The sequence below is a fragment of the Enterovibrio sp. QJM3NY_24 genome, assembly GCF_057786035.1.
Window position 1 is genome coordinate 1,124,315 of sequence record NZ_CM173519.1, and the last position, 16,061, is coordinate 1,140,375.

Genomic DNA, 16,061 nt, shown 5'->3' on the forward strand with positions numbered 1-16,061 from the left:
AAAGATTATGCGAGCGCAGCTCTTGGATCGAGGTAATCGAGATCAAAGGCTTCTGCAACTTCTTGGATGGTGACGTTGCCGTTAATCACATTTAGACCTTTCAGCAGACCTTCATCACTAAGCAGTGCATCTCGATATCCCATATTTGCCAGTTTCACAATGTAGGGCAAGGTAGCGTTATTCAATGCAAAGGTAGAAGTTCGTGCTACAGCTCCTGGCATGTTTGCTACGCAATAATGAACGACATCGTCCACGATATATGTCGGATCCGCGTGGGTTGTTGCATGCGAAGTCTCGAAACAACCACCTTGGTCAATCGCAACGTCGACAACGGCAGAGCCCGGTTTCATTCTTGCGATGTGATCGGCCGTCACCAATTTTGGTGCTGCTGCACCGGGAATTAGTACTGCTCCGATGACCAAATCTGCGGCGAGAACGTGTTTTTCAAGAATTTCTTCTGTGGAATAGAGTACTTTCGCGCGTCCCTGAAACTCTTCATCTAATGATCTTAGCGTATCAATGTTGCGATCTAAGATGGAAACATCAGCGCGCATACCCACCGCCATACGCGCTGCATTGGAGCCAACAACGCCACCACCCAAGACCACAATTTTCGCGGGTTCTACGCCTGGTACGCCGCCTAGAAGCATTCCTGCGCCCCCACGAGATTTTTCTAGTGCCTGTGCACCTGCCTGAATCGACATGCGACCAGCAACTTCTGACATCGGCGCCAAAAGTGGTAGTCGACCTTTAGAATCTGTTACGGTTTCATAGGCTATACAGACAGCTTTGCTCTTGATAAGGTCTTGTGTCTGTGGAAAATCTGGTGCAAGGTGCAAATAGGTAAACAAAATTTGCCCTTCGCGAAGTAAGGCTCGCTCAACGGCCTGCGGCTCTTTAACTTTGACAATCATTTCAGCAGTGGCAAACACTTCTTCTGCGCTTGGAAGAATAGAAGCACCAGCATTGATGTAATCGTCATCGCTAAAGCCAATGCCCATGCCTGCCTGTGACTGGACGTACACAGCGTGGCCACGGGAAACAAGCTCGCGTACGCTGGCAGGAACCATGCCGACTCGATACTCGTGGTTCTTAATCTCTTTAGGTACACCAATGATCATCCTGATTCCTCGCTTCTTTATAGAGTTATTAGCTGTTGTTTTGTAGTATTATTGTATTTAGAGCTAGTATAGTTCGCGGAAAGCCAGATTTGATGCTAAAAATATAAGTTATGTTAATGAAAATGGCATTTTACATTGCAAGGACGTAAGAAGGTGGAATAAAAAATGGTTGACGCCAAAAAGAAACCCTCCAAGGAATTGGATCGCATTGACAGAAATATCCTTAATGAGCTTCAAAAAGATGGTCGCGTATCAAACGTTGAACTGTCTAAGCGAGTAGGACTGTCGCCAACACCCTGTCTTGAGCGCGTTCGTCGCCTAGAAAGACAAGGTTATATCAGTGGTTACACTGCGTTGTTGAACCCTCAGTTCCTCGATGCATCACTGTTGGTATTTGTAGAAATCACACTTAACCGTGGTGCACCGGATGTGTTCGAACAGTTTAACAAGGCCGTTCAGCAGCTCGAAGATATCCAGGAGTGTCATTTGGTATCGGGCGATTTCGACTATTTGCTTAAAACCCGCGTATCGGACATGTCGGCGTATCGTAAACTTTTGGGTGAGACGTTACTTCGTCTGCCAGGTGTGAACGACACTCGTACGTATGTCGTCATGGAAGAAGTGAAGCAAACTAACCATTTGGTCATCAAAACGCGTTAAAAAGCTCACATCCCTCAAACAAAGAGGGCTGACATTAGTGTTATATTCGATAAACCGAGTAGCTTGCTGCTCGGTTTGTTTTTTTGTTTGGTGTACACTTTTGCAAGTAAAGGGCGTTGAAAGAGGAAATAAGGCTATTTCTTCCTTCGTGTCTTCGGCAAATAATGAATAATTACAAAGCTATCGCGTCCATTTTGGGGCTTAAATTTAGAAAGATAGGTGATAATGGAGTTCTTCTTGCGTCAGGAGCAGAAACAGACAGACACCTCACGTCGTTTAAACGGGAAACAACGTTTAAAAGAAAGCGCACTTATTCTCGCGCTCTTGTCTGCTGTGTTCATGTTAGTGTCCCTTCTTAGTTACGACTCCTCCGATCCTTCATGGTCACAGACCGCTTGGGATGGACCTGTGCAAAACGCAGCAGGCAGTACAGGCGCATGGGTTGCAGACACTTTTTTCTTTGCACTGGGTACGTTGGCGTATCCCATGCCATTCTTGCTTCTTCTTGGTGGTTGGGTTGTATTTCGTCGTCGTGGCGAATCGGAGCCACTGAACTACACCATCTTGGCCACCAAAATCTTGGGTGTTGCTCTGCTTCTATTAACGAGTACCGCGTTGGCAGATCTGAATTTCGATGACTTCTGGTATTTTTCTTCCGGTGGCGTTGTGGGTGATGTACTGACGGCACTCTCTTTGCCGTTGTTTAACCTACTAGGTTCCACACTGATTTTGATGTTTCTGTGGGCGGCCGGTTTTACCTTGTTTACAGGTATATCATGGTTAACCATCGTCGATACGCTGGGGGAGAAAACCCTCTGTTCTATCACATGGGTTGTGAATCGTATTCGCGGTGATAAACCTCAAACATTGGGTGCCACGGTAGATACAACAAATGTCGACGTGTCTGATCCACTGTTTGCTGATCCAACGATAGATGGCGACCAGCGTGAGCTGGTAGACATTGCAGCGCTGAGCAAAGTCCAGCGTGTGAATGAACCGGTTGATTCAAGTGCGCGCAGTGGCATGCCAGTAATCCATTCACCAGCACCAGTGATTGTCGAACGTAAAGAACCAAGCATGACGATGGAATCCAGCCCTGAGGTTGTGATTGCCCCGTCACCAGCTCCGGTCTTTGAAAGCGTTGTTGATAATAACGTTGACGTTGAAGTTAGTCATGACGACATCAGCAATGATGACGTGGAGACATCTGTTCAGCCTAGCGGAGACATCGATGCCTTGATGATGGATGCACCTACGCCTTCTGAATCGATAGTTGAAACACCGCCTTTTGATCTTGGTGAGAGTGCTATTGAAGCCGAGACAGTGAAAGGAACGTCGATGAATGTCGATGTTGTCGAACTTAACGACGAGTCTCGTCCTGACGTTGCTATTGGCAACACAGATGGTCTATCAGAACTAGATAGGGCACAAGCCATGTCCGTGATCCCTGATGATGAAGACCCATTCCAGCAGACTATCCGTGAAGCTCAGAAGAATGCCGCTGGTGCGTTACACCCATTCTTGGTCAAAGATGAGCCGAACGTACCCAGACCTAAAGAACCTCTGCCAACCCTTGATTTGTTGGACCCGCCGCGTAACACCGCGACACGTGCAACAGACGAAGAACTTCAGTACCAAGCGCGTCTTATCGAAACGCGATTGGAAGAGTACAAGATTAAAGTGACCGTGATGGGTATATTCCCTGGCCCAGTTATCACACGTTTCGAATTAGAACTTGCACCAGGCGTCAAAGTCAGCCGCATCATGGGACTATCAAAAGACATCGCCCGCTCTCTTTCGACGAGCGCCGTGCGTGTTGTCGATGTGATCCCAGGCAAACCCTATATCGGTCTAGAGTTACCGAACACCAGTCGTGAAACTGTGTTTATGTCAGATGTGGTGGCGAGCGAGCGCTTCCAATCGTCGAAATCACCGCTTTCTGTGGTATTGGGTAAAGATATTGCAGGCGAAGCGATTGTGACTGACCTTGCCAAAGCGCCTCACATGCTGGTGGCAGGTACCACAGGTTCAGGTAAATCGGTCGGTGTGAATGTCATGATCGTCAGCATGTTGTACAAAGCGGGCCCAGAAGATGTCCGCTTTATCATGATTGACCCGAAAATGCTCGAATTGTCCGTCTATGAAGGTATCCCGCATCTGCTAACCGAAGTGGTTACTGACATGAAAGACGCGGGCAACGCGTTACGTTGGTGTGTGGCCGAGATGGAACGCCGCTACAAACTCATGTCTATGCTCGGTGTGAGAAACATCGGTGGTTTCAACGAAAAAGTGAAAGAAGCTGCTGATGCCAATCATCCTATTCCCGATCCACTGTGGAGTCCGGGTGACAGCATGGACGAGACGGCGCCTTCACTGGAAAAACTGCCTTATATCGTTGTAATTGTCGATGAGTTCGCTGATCTGATGATGGTCGTGGGCAAGAAGGTTGAAGAGCTGATTGCTCGTCTGGCGCAAAAAGCGCGTGCCGCAGGTATCCACCTTGTGTTGGCTACGCAGCGCCCGTCAGTGGATGTGATCACGGGTCTTATCAAAGCCAATATTCCAACACGTGTGGCCTTTACGGTATCAACCAAAACTGACTCACGCACCATTCTTGACCAAGGTGGCGCTGAATCATTACTGGGTATGGGTGACATGCTCTTTATGCCAAACGGCTCGAACCATCCAGCGCGTGTCCATGGTGCTTTCGTCAATGATGATGAAGTTCACCGTGTTGTGAGTAACTGGAAAGCACGGGGTAAACCGCAATACATTACCGACATTACCAATGGTGACCAAGGCTCAGAAGGCTTGTTACCGGGCGAAGCTGCCGAAGGTGGTGAAGAGTTGGATCAACTGTTCGATCAGGTGGTTGAATTTGTGACTGAATCTCGCCGTGCGTCAGTCTCTGGCGTACAGCGTCGCTTTAAAATTGGTTACAACCGTGCTGCACGAATCGTAGAACAACTGGAAGTGCAGGGCATTGTCAGCGCACCAGGCCATAACTCAAATCGAGAGGTGTTGGCTCCGCCACCACCGCCAAGAGATTGATTGGAAAAATAGAATGAGAAAGATGTTGATGTCCTTACTGCTGGCAGCGCCAGCAGTATTTGCAACACCCCAGCAAGAATTGAACACTCGCTTAGGTAAATTAAACAACTTTACGGCTAGCTTCGAGCAGAAAGTGACGAGCCCTGAAGGAGAGCTGATCAGTGAAGGCGAAGGCAAACTTGCCATGAAACGTCCTAACTTGTTCAACTGGGAAACGGTGCTACCGGATGAAAACATCCTTGTTTCAGACGGTAAAACCTTGTGGTATTACAGCCCGTTTATTGAGCAAGTCACTGCCATGTGGTTGGAAGATGCAACGTCGCAAACACCGTTTGTTCTGCTAACGCGTAATGACCCGAAAGACTGGAACAATTACAACGTGAAGCAAGACGGAGATACTTTCGTTTTGTCGCCAAAGCAAGCCAGTAATCTGGGTGAGTTTATCGTCGATGTGCGCACAGATGGGCGTATCACAGAGTTTGCTGTTGTAGAACAAGATGGCCAAACCAGTCGTTTTGAACTTGAAAATATCAAGAATGTGTCGCCAAGTGCTTCACTTTTCAGCTTTACTGTTCCTGAAGGGGTAGAGCTGGACGATCAACGTCAATAATCTCGACAGGCGCTGGTCCTCTTAGCGCCTTTTGCACCCAATCGCATTTTTATTATTGAGTGAGGTGTTTGCCTTAGCCATGCTAAGTTAACACCTTGCACCCCCTAACCGAGAGTCCTGTTTGTGAGTAATTTCAGTCTGGAATTTGCGGACGATTTTCGCCCCCTCGCTGCCCGTATGCGACCAACCAACCTTTCCGAATACATTGGTCAAAAACACCTTTTAAGCGAAGGTAAGCCGTTGCGTCGCGCACTCGAAAGCGGTCAACTGCATTCTATGATTTTATGGGGACCGCCAGGTACCGGAAAAACCACGTTAGCGGAAGTCGCTGCGGGTTATGCCGATGCGGAAATCGAGCGTGTTTCGGCTGTGACCTCTGGGGTCAAAGACATACGTATTGCGATTGATAAGGCCAAAGAAAGCAGGCTGGTCGGGCGCAGGACCATACTGTTTGTTGATGAGGTGCATCGCTTTAACAAAAGCCAGCAAGATGCATTTCTGCCACATATAGAAGATGGCACCGTCACCTTTATTGGTGCAACAACGGAAAACCCTTCGTTTGAACTGAATAATGCACTGCTTTCGCGTGCACGGGTTTACAAACTCAAGTCGCTCGACAAAGAAGATATTCTTGATGTCATTGAACAAGCCCTGACGGACAAAACCCGTGGCTTGGGCAATGAAAAATTGAGTTTTCCGTCAGATGTTAAAGAACAGTTGGCCAACTTTACCTCGGGTGATGCGCGGATGACGCTCAACTACCTTGAAATGTTGTCTGACATGGCGGAGGTCGATGCCAAAGGCGACAAGCTCATTACGTTAGAACTACTGGCGGAAGTGGCCGGAGAGAAAGTTGCAAGGTTCGATAACAAAGGCGATCTTTGGTACGACTTGATTTCGGCGTTTCATAAATCTGTTCGAGGCTCTGATCCTGACGCTGCATTGTATTGGTATGCGCGAATTATTACTGCAGGTGGTGATCCTCTATACGTGGCAAGACGTTTGCTCGCGATAGCCTCGGAAGACATAGGGAATGCCGACCCAAGAGCGATGCAAATTGCCATCAGTGCGTGGGATTGTTTCACGCGCGTGGGCCCGTCGGAAGGCGAGCGAGCCATTGCACAAGCGACGGTTTATTTGGCCTGCGCGCCGAAAAGTAATGCGGTATATACCGCGTGGAAACAAGCGCTTCGCGATGCGAAAATGCACCCTGATTTTGAAGTGCCTGACCATTTACGTAATGCACCGACGGAACTGATGAAAGGTTTGGGCTATGGCGAAGGGTATCGCTACGCCCATGATGAGCCAAATGCTTACGCAGCTGGTGAGAGCTATTTCCCTCAAGAGATGAAAGGCACGCGATACTACCAACCCGTAAATCGTGGGCTTGAAATTAAAATCGCCGAAAAGTTGGCATTTCTTGACCAGTTAGATGCAAATAGCCCGCAAAAACGCTAGGAAAAAGAGGGTATTTTGGGTATTGTTTAAGCCAATTAATACCCTCTGTTTTCGATAGTAATATCATCCAATAGCGGGCTAAGCACCTTTCATATTGGCGCTGTCATAGTAGTGCGTGGCAGCGTTAAATTTTTTCAGGCACTGTTAGATAACGATTCACAGGATTAACATGCTGGATTCTAAACTACTTCGTACCGAGTTGGACGCAACCGCTGAAAAGCTAGCGCGTCGTGGCTTTAAGCTTGACGTTGACACACTTCGCGACTTAGAAGAAAAGCGTAAATCGCTACAAGTTCGCACTGAAGAGCTGCAGGCTGAGCGTAATTCGCGTTCTAAGTCCATTGGTCAGGCGAAGGCGAAAGGCGAAGATATCCAGCCTTTGCTGGCGGAAGTTGAAAACCTAGGCGATGAGCTAAACAAAGCAAAAGCGGAATTGTCTGAGCTTCAAAATGAACTGAATACGATTGTACAAATGGTACCAAACGTTGCAGATGATGCTGTGCCTGTTGGTAAAGATGAGTCTGAAAACGTTGAGATTTCTGTTTGGGGCGAACCTAAAACTTACGATTTTGAAGTGAAAGATCACGTTGATCTAGGCGAAATGTCTGGTGGCCTTGATTTCGCAAGTGCCGTGAAACTGTCAGGATCTCGCTTTATCGTCATGAAAGGCCAAATGGCACGTTTGCACCGTGCCATCGCGCAATTCATGCTTGATCTTCATACTACTGAGCACGGCTACACAGAAATGTATGTGCCGTATTTGGTGAATGCAGATAGCTTGTTCGGTACGGGTCAGCTACCTAAGTTTGGTGAAGACCTGTTCCATACTCAGCCTGCGACAGAAGAAGGCGTTGGCATGTCGCTGATCCCGACTGCTGAAGTGCCGCTGACTAACATGGTACGCGATACGATTGTTGACGAAGCAGATTTGCCAATTCGAATGACAGCACATACACCTTGTTTCCGTTCTGAAGCAGGATCTTATGGTCGTGATACACGCGGTTTGATCCGCATGCACCAATTCGACAAAGTTGAGTTGGTTCAAATCGTGAAGCCAGAAGATTCAATGGCAGCACTGGAAGAACTGACCGGTCATGCTGAGAAAGTTCTTCAGCTTCTGAACTTGCCTTACCGTAAAGTGATCCTGTGTACAGGTGATATGGGCTTTGGTGCTGCGAAAACATATGACTTAGAAGTCTGGGTTCCTGCTCAAAACACGTATCGCGAGATTTCATCATGTTCAAACATGACTGACTTCCAAGCTCGCCGCATGCAAGCGCGTTTCCGTCGCAAAGCAGAGAAGAAGCCAGAACTGCTTCATACGTTGAATGGTTCAGGTTTGGCGGTTGGTCGCACCATGGTTGCGATTCTAGAGAATTATCAGTTAGAAGATGGTCGAATTGAAGTACCAGAAGTGCTGCGCCCATATATGGGTGGTTTGACTCAGATTGGCTGATTAATAAATCCACTTAAAAAAACCGGCATATCATTGCCGGTTTTTTTATACCTCCATTTTGTTATTCAATAGAATGCCTTTTGGGTTGGGCACTATTTTCTTATTTTTCCATGCAATCACATGTTCTATGGAATTGATGTAAACAAACTTTCCGGACATGGCATTTTTTAAATGATTGAAAAATAAACACTATCACTTCAAGTACGACGTAAGTCATCAATTAGGCGCAACCTTATCATTTCATTCCAAATTATTGGACTAATATTACTTATTAGAGATATGTATCACTCACAAAAAAGGTAGCGTTGTATGCGAGTCAACAATCCGGTAACAGACAAGGAAATACGCTTTCCTGCTGATTACAACCTGCTCTCTACCACCGACACGCGCGGTATCATTAAATATGTAAGTAAAGAGTTCTGCGAAGTCGCTGGATATACTCAAGAAGAGTTGATTGGGCAACCCCATAATAAGGTTCGCCATCCATCAATGCCCCCAGCTGCATTCCAGAACATGTGGGACTTCATAAAAAATGGTCAGTCGTGGATGGGCATGGTGAAAAACCGTTCCCAAAATGGTGATCACTATTGGGTCAACGCGTTTGCTTCCCCCATCAAACAAAACGGCCAGATTGTCGAATTCCAGTCTGTGCGTATGGTACCTGATCGGATAGCTGTTGATCGCGCAGAAAAAGTTTACCCACTTCTCCTAGCCGGGAAGACACCATCGGCATTGAAAATGCCACGTACTCGCCTTTGGCAGCGAGCCGCCATGTGGTTTATTCCCGGGGCTATTTTAGCGGGGGCTGCGGGTTTCTTTGCTGGTTTCGCCGCGTCAGTTGCCGTGCAATTGGTCTTTTCGATGGTGGCGATTTACATGCTGACTCGCCGATTAGAAAGGGTTACCAAGTTGGCGAGAGAAGCCTATGACAACCCATTGATGGAATATATCTACAATGGGGCGATTGATGATGTGTCAGAAGTAGAGCTTGCATTGAAGATGCGTGCAGCTGAATTGAATGCTGTGGTCGGTCGAATCATGGACGGTAGTGATCAGGTTCTTGATGCTGCTAATACAGCAAAAGGCAATGGTCAAAGAACGGCGGATAATCTTGACAAGCAAAATGCTGAGACCGATCAAATAGCCGCGGCGATCAATGAAATGTCAGCGACTGCGAATGACATGTCTGGTAACACGCAAAGTGCCTCTGATGCAGCGACCGAAGCTCAAGACGCGACGTTAGCAGGTATGGAAACTGTTGGTAAAACTGTTGATGCGATTCAAAATCTTGCGAAGCAGCTGAGCTCTGCATCCAGTGTTATTTCTGAACTTGAAGAGCACGGCAAGCGAATCGGTGCAGTATCGGACGTGATTCAAGGAATTGCAGAACAGACCAACTTGTTGGCATTGAACGCTGCGATCGAAGCGGCACGTGCCGGTGAGCAAGGTCGGGGCTTTGCGGTGGTTGCTGATGAAGTGCGGGCACTGGCTCAGCGTACGCAAGAATCGACATCAGAGATCCAAGATGTTATCTCGAAAATCCAAAACGGTACGCAACTGGCTGTTGATGCGATGGCACGAGGAACAACCTTGTCAGAAGATTGTGTCGCTAGCGCAGAGCAAGCGGGGGATGTACTTCGTCGTTCACAAGAGCTAGTCACAGACATTAATGACCGAAACCATCAAATCGCGACTGCGGTGCAAGAACAGGCTGCTGTGTCTAACGAAATGAATGGTAACATTCAGTCGGTCTCAGAGCTGTCGCAGGAAACCATTAATATTGCGCGAGAATCTGTGGTGGAAGCGCAAAATTTGTTTGATGCGCTGGGTGATCAGAAGCGATTAGTGATGCAGTTCCGTCGTACATCTTAGCGGGACTTTTGTTAAAGAATATATAGGCCAGCATTGCTGGCCTTTTTTTGTTTCTGTTGATTCAGTCGTCGCCGCCAAACGATAGTGAGAATTACGCAGTTTGGCGAGGGCTTGGTAATGGATGTATTGTGTTCTTCGCTTCGTGCATCTTTTCTACCAAGGCATCGTCGGTGCGTATCGTCAGTTCGCGATCAAAAAGGTGGAGCAATACAACACTAAGATCCTGGGAGATTTTGACCAAAGAAGACGCTGGAATATCCCCATTTTCAGAACCAATCACCGAGTCAAAACGGCTGTCGATACGGTCAAAAGCAAGCGACGCTTCAGCGCTCGATATCAGCGACAGTTGATACAGGCGCTTTTGCAGAATTCGACTATGTAAGCTGACAGATTGCCATGCCGCGGTTTTACCTTCGACCAAGCGCATAGTGGCTTGCTCAAAGCGCAGTTGAGACTCTTTCGTATCAATCCATGTTTGCCAAAATGCCTGATACTCTTCATACATTGCATCATGTTTGCTCTCTGCAATGTATGAACGAGCAATTTCATCGATGATATAAATAAGGTGGTCAGAAGTGCGGTGATGTATCGCATACCAACCTGCCTTTGATTGGCTGGGCAGTGACGAAAGAGCCTGCTCCACCCGAGCACTCAGAACGCGAAAAAGAGGGCGCTGTGGGTTATTGCAAGACGCTTGCAGTTCTTCACAAAATTCGCGGATCTCATCTCTCGCTTTTGATGCTTGCGGCGACTGAGGGCAGCGAACATAGCGCGTATTGTGCTCATGAAGCATCCACAATAAAGAGCGAAGACTATTGATCTGAGAACGGTAATGTTCGCGACGTGTATCTTTTGTGCTAGAGACACTTTTGCCGAGCTGTATTAACCAAGTTGGAGTGATTGTGCGTAATAGAGACATATCTTTTTCCTCACATTGAGAGCCTGTACAGATAGTGCAGGGGATATGCCAATTATTAGCATCAATAAAAACAACGAGTTATTTTTGGTGCGGTTGTTTTCTGAACATCGCTGATGCATCATTGAACCAATACAGTGCAATAAATGTGTGAAAAAATAGGCAAATCGCCTTGTGAGATTATACCAATAGAAAGAAGTATTCAGCCATTCTTGCTGGTCAAAATCGACAATAGCTCCGTCAGAGATTTTATAAGTAGAATAACCAGTTACTGCAATTTCTTCCTTGTTCTTGACGATTTTTCCCGTGAAAATTTATGACCGCTTGCTTAATCTGATTGGAATTACTCGGGTATAGAGGGCTTGGTTCTTATTACCGAATCAAGCGATATGACAGATAAAAAGAGGGAGCCAAACGGGCTCCCTCTTTGTTTTTGTATTCGTGACAAATGACGGTGTGATTACATCACACGCATGCCAGCTTGTGCACCTTCATGTGGTTCAAGTAACCACAAGTCTTTACCACCAGGGCCAGCAGCCAGAATCATACCTTCGGACATACCGAACTTCATTTTGCGTGGCTTGAGGTTAGCAACGACGACGGTGTATTTACCGACCAAATCTTCAGGGTTATAAGCAGATTTGATGCCAGAGAATACTTGGCGTGTCTCACCACCGAGGTCCAGTTGGAATTTCAGCAACTTATCTGCTTTAGGCACAGATTCACACGAGATGATTTTCGCGATGCGAAGGTCTACTTTGGCAAAGTCATCAAACTCGATTTCAGCTGCGATAGGCTCATCTGCTAGCGGACTTTTTGTTTTTGCAGCCTCTGCTTTTTCCGCGAGCGCTTTCTCTGCTGCAGCATCTTCTTTTGATGCTTCAACCATTGCCTCTACATGCTTTGGATCGATACGACTGAACAGCGCTTTGAACGGGCTGACGGTATGGTCAGTCAGCGGCTGTGCGATGCCTTCCCATGTCAGTGTTTCATTCAAGAACGCTTCAGTACGCAACGCCAGCTCAGGCATCACAGGTTTCAAGTATGCCATCAGCACACGGAACAAGTTAATGCCCATAGAGCAGATCGCTTGAAGCTCGGCATCTTTGCCTTCTTCTTTCGCGACAACCCATGGCGCTTTTTCATCAACGTACTGATTCGCTTTGTCAGCCAGCGCCATGATTTCACGGACTGCACGGCTAAACTCACGTTTCTCGTACATGTCACCGATGCGTTCTACCGCACCAGCAAACTCAGCGTAAAGCTCAGGCTCTGCGCATTCTGCTGATAACTTACCGTCGAAACGTTTAGCGATGAAGCCCGCGTTACGTGAAGCAAGGTTAACCACTTTGTTCACGATGTCTGAGTTTACGCGCTGAACGAAATCGTCCAGATTCAAATCTAGGTCATCAATACGGTTATTGAGTTTTGCCGTGTAGTAGTAGCGCAGACACTCTGGATCCAAATGCTTCAAATAGGTGCTCGCTTTCACGAACGTTCCTTTTGATTTAGACATTTTGGCGCCATTCACGGTGACGTAACCATGAACGAACACATTGGTTGGTTTACGGAAACCTGAGCCTTCAAGCATCGCTGGCCAGAAAAGGCTGTGGAAATAGACAATGTCTTTACCGATGAAGTGATACAGCTCCGTGGTGCTGTCTTTCTTCCAATATTCGTTAAAGTCCACGTTGCTATTTTTGTCACAGTAGTTCTTGAACGAACCCATGTAACCAATTGGTGCGTCTAGCCAAACGTAGAAATATTTACCAGGTTCACCTGGGATCTCGAAACCGAAGTAAGGGGCATCACGTGAGATATCCCACTGTTGTAAGCCCGTTTCAAACCACTCAGCCATTTTGTTGGCGGTTTCGTCTTGTAGCGCACCAGAAGTAGTCCATGCTTTCAACATGTCTGCGAATTGCGGTAAATCGAAGAAGAAATGTACCGAGTCTTTCATGACTGGAGTCGCGCCGCTAACCGCCGATTTAGGATTGATCAAATCGGTTGGGCTGTAGGTTTCACCGCAGTTATCACAGTTGTCACCGTACTGATCTTCAGCGCCACATTTCGGGCAAGTGCCTTTAACGAAACGGTCAGGCAGGAACATTTCTTTTTCAGGGTCGAACAGTTGCGAAATGGTGCGACTGTTGATGAAGCCTTTGTTTTTCAGCTCAGTATAGATGTACGAAGCCAGCTCACGGTTTTCGTCACTGTGAGTGCTATGGTAGTTGTCAAAACTGATGTCAAAGCCTGCGAAGTCTGTTTCATGCTCTTTCTGCATTGCCGCAATCATGGCTTCCGGTTCAATACCCAATTGCTGTGCTTTCAGCATGATCGGAGTACCGTGTGCATCGTCGGCACAAATGAAGTTGACAATGTTGCCACGTAGGCGCTGATAACGCACCCATACGTCTGCCTGAATATGCTCAAGCATATGACCTAAATGGATAGAGCCATTCGCGTAAGGCAGGGCACAGGTAACCAGAATTTTACGTTGGTTTGCAGCCATAATTTAGTTAGTTCGCTTTTGATAAATGAATCGAAAGAATGGCGCAAATATTACCTGATACACGTTGGAATGCCTAGCGCACATTAAGTTTGCCGCTTCTATAGAGGCGGTTTGAATGCGGCAGATCGACAGTAGGTTTAAGCAACGAAAACCGTGCGATTTGGTTTGAATTTCATTAGGCTAACAACGAACACGAATGAATTACGCTTCGAACACGGAGAACGCGACTGCCTTGAGTGGGGGTCGTAACAATATATAGAGGGATTGATATGTCTGACGTCATTGCTTTGCTTAACCAGTTTCAACACCCCGCATTGATCCCCGACTGGGCTAGCCACACCGGTATTGTGACCGAATCAAAACAGGGAGAGATGACGCTGACTTTCCCCTTTGCTGCCAAAGAACTGATTGCCGAATTAGACGCTTGGTTAGAGGCGCAAAAAGCCAATGGGCATGTGATTCCTCCTATCTCGATTCAACAGCGCGTTGTTCCACTGAAGGCCGGTGATAAATCCCCGATAAAGGGTGTGAAGAACGTGATTGTTGTCAGTTCTGCAAAAGGCGGGGTGGGGAAATCGACGACTTCAGTGAACCTTGCATTGGCACTGAGCGCACAGGGTGCAAAAGTCGGCATCTTGGATGCAGATATTTACGGCCCATCCGTACCGATAATGCTGGGGACAAAAGGCAAGCAGCCCGTGACGCTTGACGGCAAAAACATGGAGCCGGTTGAATCGCACGGTCTGTTTAGCAATTCTATTGGCTATCTCGTGCCCGACGAAAATGCCATGGTCTGGCGCGGCCCTATGGCGTCTAAAGCCTTTGCCCAATTGGTCAATGAAACGCGATGGCCAGATTTGGATTATCTCGTCGTAGATATGCCTCCAGGCACAGGGGACATTGCATTGAGCATGGCGCAACAATTCCCAATCACTGCCGCAGTGGTGGTGACAACGCCTCAGGATTTAGCGTTAGCTGATGCGATCAAAGGTGTGACCATGTTTGATAAAGTGGCGGTTCCGGTGCTCGGTGTAATAGAAAATATGAGTTATCACATCTGCAGCCAATGTGGACACCATGAAGCAATATTTGGTCAGGGTGGTGCAGAAAAGATGGCGAAGAACCTCGACTTGTCGATACTCGCACAAGTGCCACTACACATGAGTATTCGCGAAGACATCGATGCAGGGTGCCCGACAGTCGTTTCTAAACCGGAAAGCGAACACGCTGAGGTATATCGTCAACTTGCACTAAGAATCGCGTGCCATCTTTACTGGAGCGGTGAGCCCATCGCAGAGCAGATCTCGATTACCACCTTGAAGGATTAGGGCTGTAAATAAAGAGTGAATTGATGCGCAAATCACTTGAGAGTTGATGAAACATTGTACGGATTACTTTTAATTGAGATGTTCATCACATATTTAGATGGCATCCGTGCATCCAACTCCCTATAATCAGGCGGTTTATTTCTCGCCAAACTTCCGGGTATTCATATATGAGTGACAACAACCAATGTGTCATTATCGGTATTGCAGGCGCATCTGCATCCGGTAAAAGTCTGATCGCCAGCACCATTTATCAGGAATTAAAGGAAAAAGTCGGCGATCATCAGATCGGTGTTATCACGGAAGACCGCTACTATCGCGATCAAAGCCATCTAAGCATGGAAGATCGTGTTAAAACAAACTACGACCATCCACAAGCGCTTGACCATGATTTGCTTTGTAAGCACCTTCAAACCCTCATGGAAGGCAAAGCGGTAGAAGTGCCACAATATAGTTATGGTGAGCATACCCGACTGAACGAGACCACCACATTGACGCCAAAGAAGGTGATCATTTTGGAAGGGATTTTGTTGCTGACAGACCCTCGTCTTCGCGAGTTGATGCATGCAAGCATCTTTATGGATACCCCATTAGATATTTGTTTGCTGCGTCGTGTTAAGCGTGATGTGGCAGAAAGAGGCCGTACCATGGAATCTGTGCTGGCTCAGTATCAGAAGACAGTACGTCCAATGTTCATGCAGTTCATTGAGCCCTCCAAACAGTATGCGGACATTATTGTCCCACGCGGCGGTAAGAACCGCATTGCCATTGATGTGCTGAAAGCACACATTGCGAAACTGCTAAAATCATAATCAAGAAGCCGGCGAAGTCCGGCTTTTTGCTATCTGTTACTGAGATAAACGTAATGACACGACTCTGTGTCAACGCGCCGGAAAAATGTGACTTTAAGCGAATCGTTTGGGTATTCAACGGATAGAATGCATCGAGTTTTAAATCCTGCTCTCCCGCAGTGCCTCTCCAATCGTAAATGACAAAAGTGAACCACTAAGATCAGCTGGGCTCTGTGGCTTAATGGCTTCAATAAGATTGATTTTATGCGTTTTGTAATGCGAAAAAGCG

11 protein-coding genes are annotated in these 16,061 nt (G+C 47.2%); 8 read left to right on the plus strand and 3 right to left on the minus strand.

Translation table 11 applies throughout. From position 1 onward, the window contains the following. Window positions 1–5 precede the first annotated feature (5 nt). Complete coding sequence (gene ald / locus AC3CIC_RS04930) at window positions 6–1,121, minus strand: alanine dehydrogenase (protein ID WP_394212840.1); 1,116 nt, start codon at window positions 1,119–1,121, stop codon at window positions 6–8. Window positions 1,122–1,286: 165 nt separating this feature from the next. Here ald and lrp point away from each other — a divergent pair, with 165 nt between their 5' ends. The 6 genes from lrp to AC3CIC_RS04960 all read left to right on the plus strand — a co-directional run bounded on the left by lrp (window position 1,287) and on the right by AC3CIC_RS04960 (window position 10,228). Then, entirely contained in the window at window positions 1,287–1,781 is a 495-nt protein-coding gene (lrp, locus tag AC3CIC_RS04935; protein WP_016961524.1) for a leucine-responsive transcriptional regulator Lrp, read from the plus strand. Between the two features lie 225 nt (window positions 1,782–2,006). Further along, window positions 2,007–4,832, plus strand: a complete 2,826-nt coding sequence (locus AC3CIC_RS04940; protein ID WP_488515495.1) for a DNA translocase FtsK — start codon at window positions 2,007–2,009, stop codon at window positions 4,830–4,832. A gap of 13 nt (window positions 4,833–4,845) precedes the next feature. After that, window positions 4,846–5,442 (plus strand): outer membrane lipoprotein periplasmic chaperone LolA, encoded by a 597-nt coding sequence (lolA, locus tag AC3CIC_RS04945; protein ID WP_488515496.1) that lies wholly within the window; start codon window positions 4,846–4,848, stop codon window positions 5,440–5,442. Window positions 5,443–5,565: 123 nt separating this feature from the next. Then, complete coding sequence (locus tag AC3CIC_RS04950; protein ID WP_488515497.1) at window positions 5,566–6,900, plus strand: replication-associated recombination protein A; 1,335 nt, start codon at window positions 5,566–5,568, stop codon at window positions 6,898–6,900. Window positions 6,901–7,069: 169 nt separating this feature from the next. Further along, the gene (serS, locus tag AC3CIC_RS04955) at window positions 7,070–8,356 is read left to right on the plus strand and encodes a serine--tRNA ligase (RefSeq protein WP_016961528.1); all 1,287 of its coding nucleotides are present in this window, start codon (window positions 7,070–7,072) and stop codon (window positions 8,354–8,356) included. Window positions 8,357–8,665: 309 nt separating this feature from the next. Further along, a complete protein-coding gene (locus tag AC3CIC_RS04960) occupies window positions 8,666–10,228 on the plus strand; it encodes a methyl-accepting chemotaxis protein (RefSeq protein ID WP_488515498.1) in 1,563 nt (520 codons plus the stop codon). A 91-nt stretch (window positions 10,229–10,319) separates the two neighbouring features. Here the strand turns inward: AC3CIC_RS04960 and AC3CIC_RS04965 are convergent, their stop codons facing one another. After that, the gene (locus AC3CIC_RS04965; protein ID WP_488515499.1) at window positions 10,320–11,147 is read right to left on the minus strand and encodes a hypothetical protein; all 828 of its coding nucleotides are present in this window, start codon (window positions 11,145–11,147) and stop codon (window positions 10,320–10,322) included. 457 nt (window positions 11,148–11,604) lie between these two features. Continuing rightward, window positions 11,605–13,656, minus strand: a complete 2,052-nt coding sequence (metG, locus tag AC3CIC_RS04970) for a methionine--tRNA ligase (RefSeq protein ID WP_488515500.1) — start codon at window positions 13,654–13,656, stop codon at window positions 11,605–11,607. Window positions 13,657–13,925: 269 nt separating this feature from the next. Between metG and apbC the strand changes: the two genes are divergently transcribed. Then, window positions 13,926–14,984 carry an iron-sulfur cluster carrier protein ApbC gene (gene apbC, locus AC3CIC_RS04975; RefSeq protein WP_488515501.1) on the plus strand — a complete coding sequence of 353 codons (1,059 nt, stop codon included), beginning with the start codon at window positions 13,926–13,928 and terminating at the stop codon, window positions 14,982–14,984. Window positions 14,985–15,151: 167 nt separating this feature from the next. Then, window positions 15,152–15,793, plus strand: a complete 642-nt coding sequence (gene udk / locus AC3CIC_RS04980) for a uridine kinase (protein WP_017004824.1) — start codon at window positions 15,152–15,154, stop codon at window positions 15,791–15,793. The last annotated feature ends 268 nt before the right edge of the window (window positions 15,794–16,061 follow it).

Bases quoted from the DNA above. Each gene is read 5' to 3' on its own strand.
- ald (WP_394212840.1), bottom strand. From the start codon at position 1,121: ATGATCATTGGTGTACCTAAAGAGATTAAGAACCACGAGTATCGAGTC.
- AC3CIC_RS04965 (WP_488515499.1), bottom strand. From the start codon at position 11,147: ATGTCTCTATTACGCACAATCACTCCAACTTGGTTAATACAGCTCGGC.
- udk (WP_017004824.1), top strand. From the start codon at position 15,152: ATGAGTGACAACAACCAATGTGTCATTATCGGTATTGCAGGCGCATCT.
- lolA (WP_488515496.1), top strand. From the start codon at position 4,846: ATGAGAAAGATGTTGATGTCCTTACTGCTGGCAGCGCCAGCAGTATTT.
- apbC (WP_488515501.1), top strand. From the start codon at position 13,926: ATGTCTGACGTCATTGCTTTGCTTAACCAGTTTCAACACCCCGCATTG.
- AC3CIC_RS04960 (WP_488515498.1), top strand. From the start codon at position 8,666: ATGCGAGTCAACAATCCGGTAACAGACAAGGAAATACGCTTTCCTGCT.
- serS (WP_016961528.1), top strand. From the start codon at position 7,070: ATGCTGGATTCTAAACTACTTCGTACCGAGTTGGACGCAACCGCTGAA.
- lrp (WP_016961524.1), top strand. From the start codon at position 1,287: ATGGTTGACGCCAAAAAGAAACCCTCCAAGGAATTGGATCGCATTGAC.
- metG (WP_488515500.1), bottom strand. From the start codon at position 13,656: ATGGCTGCAAACCAACGTAAAATTCTGGTTACCTGTGCCCTGCCTTAC.
- AC3CIC_RS04940 (WP_488515495.1), top strand. From the start codon at position 2,007: ATGGAGTTCTTCTTGCGTCAGGAGCAGAAACAGACAGACACCTCACGT.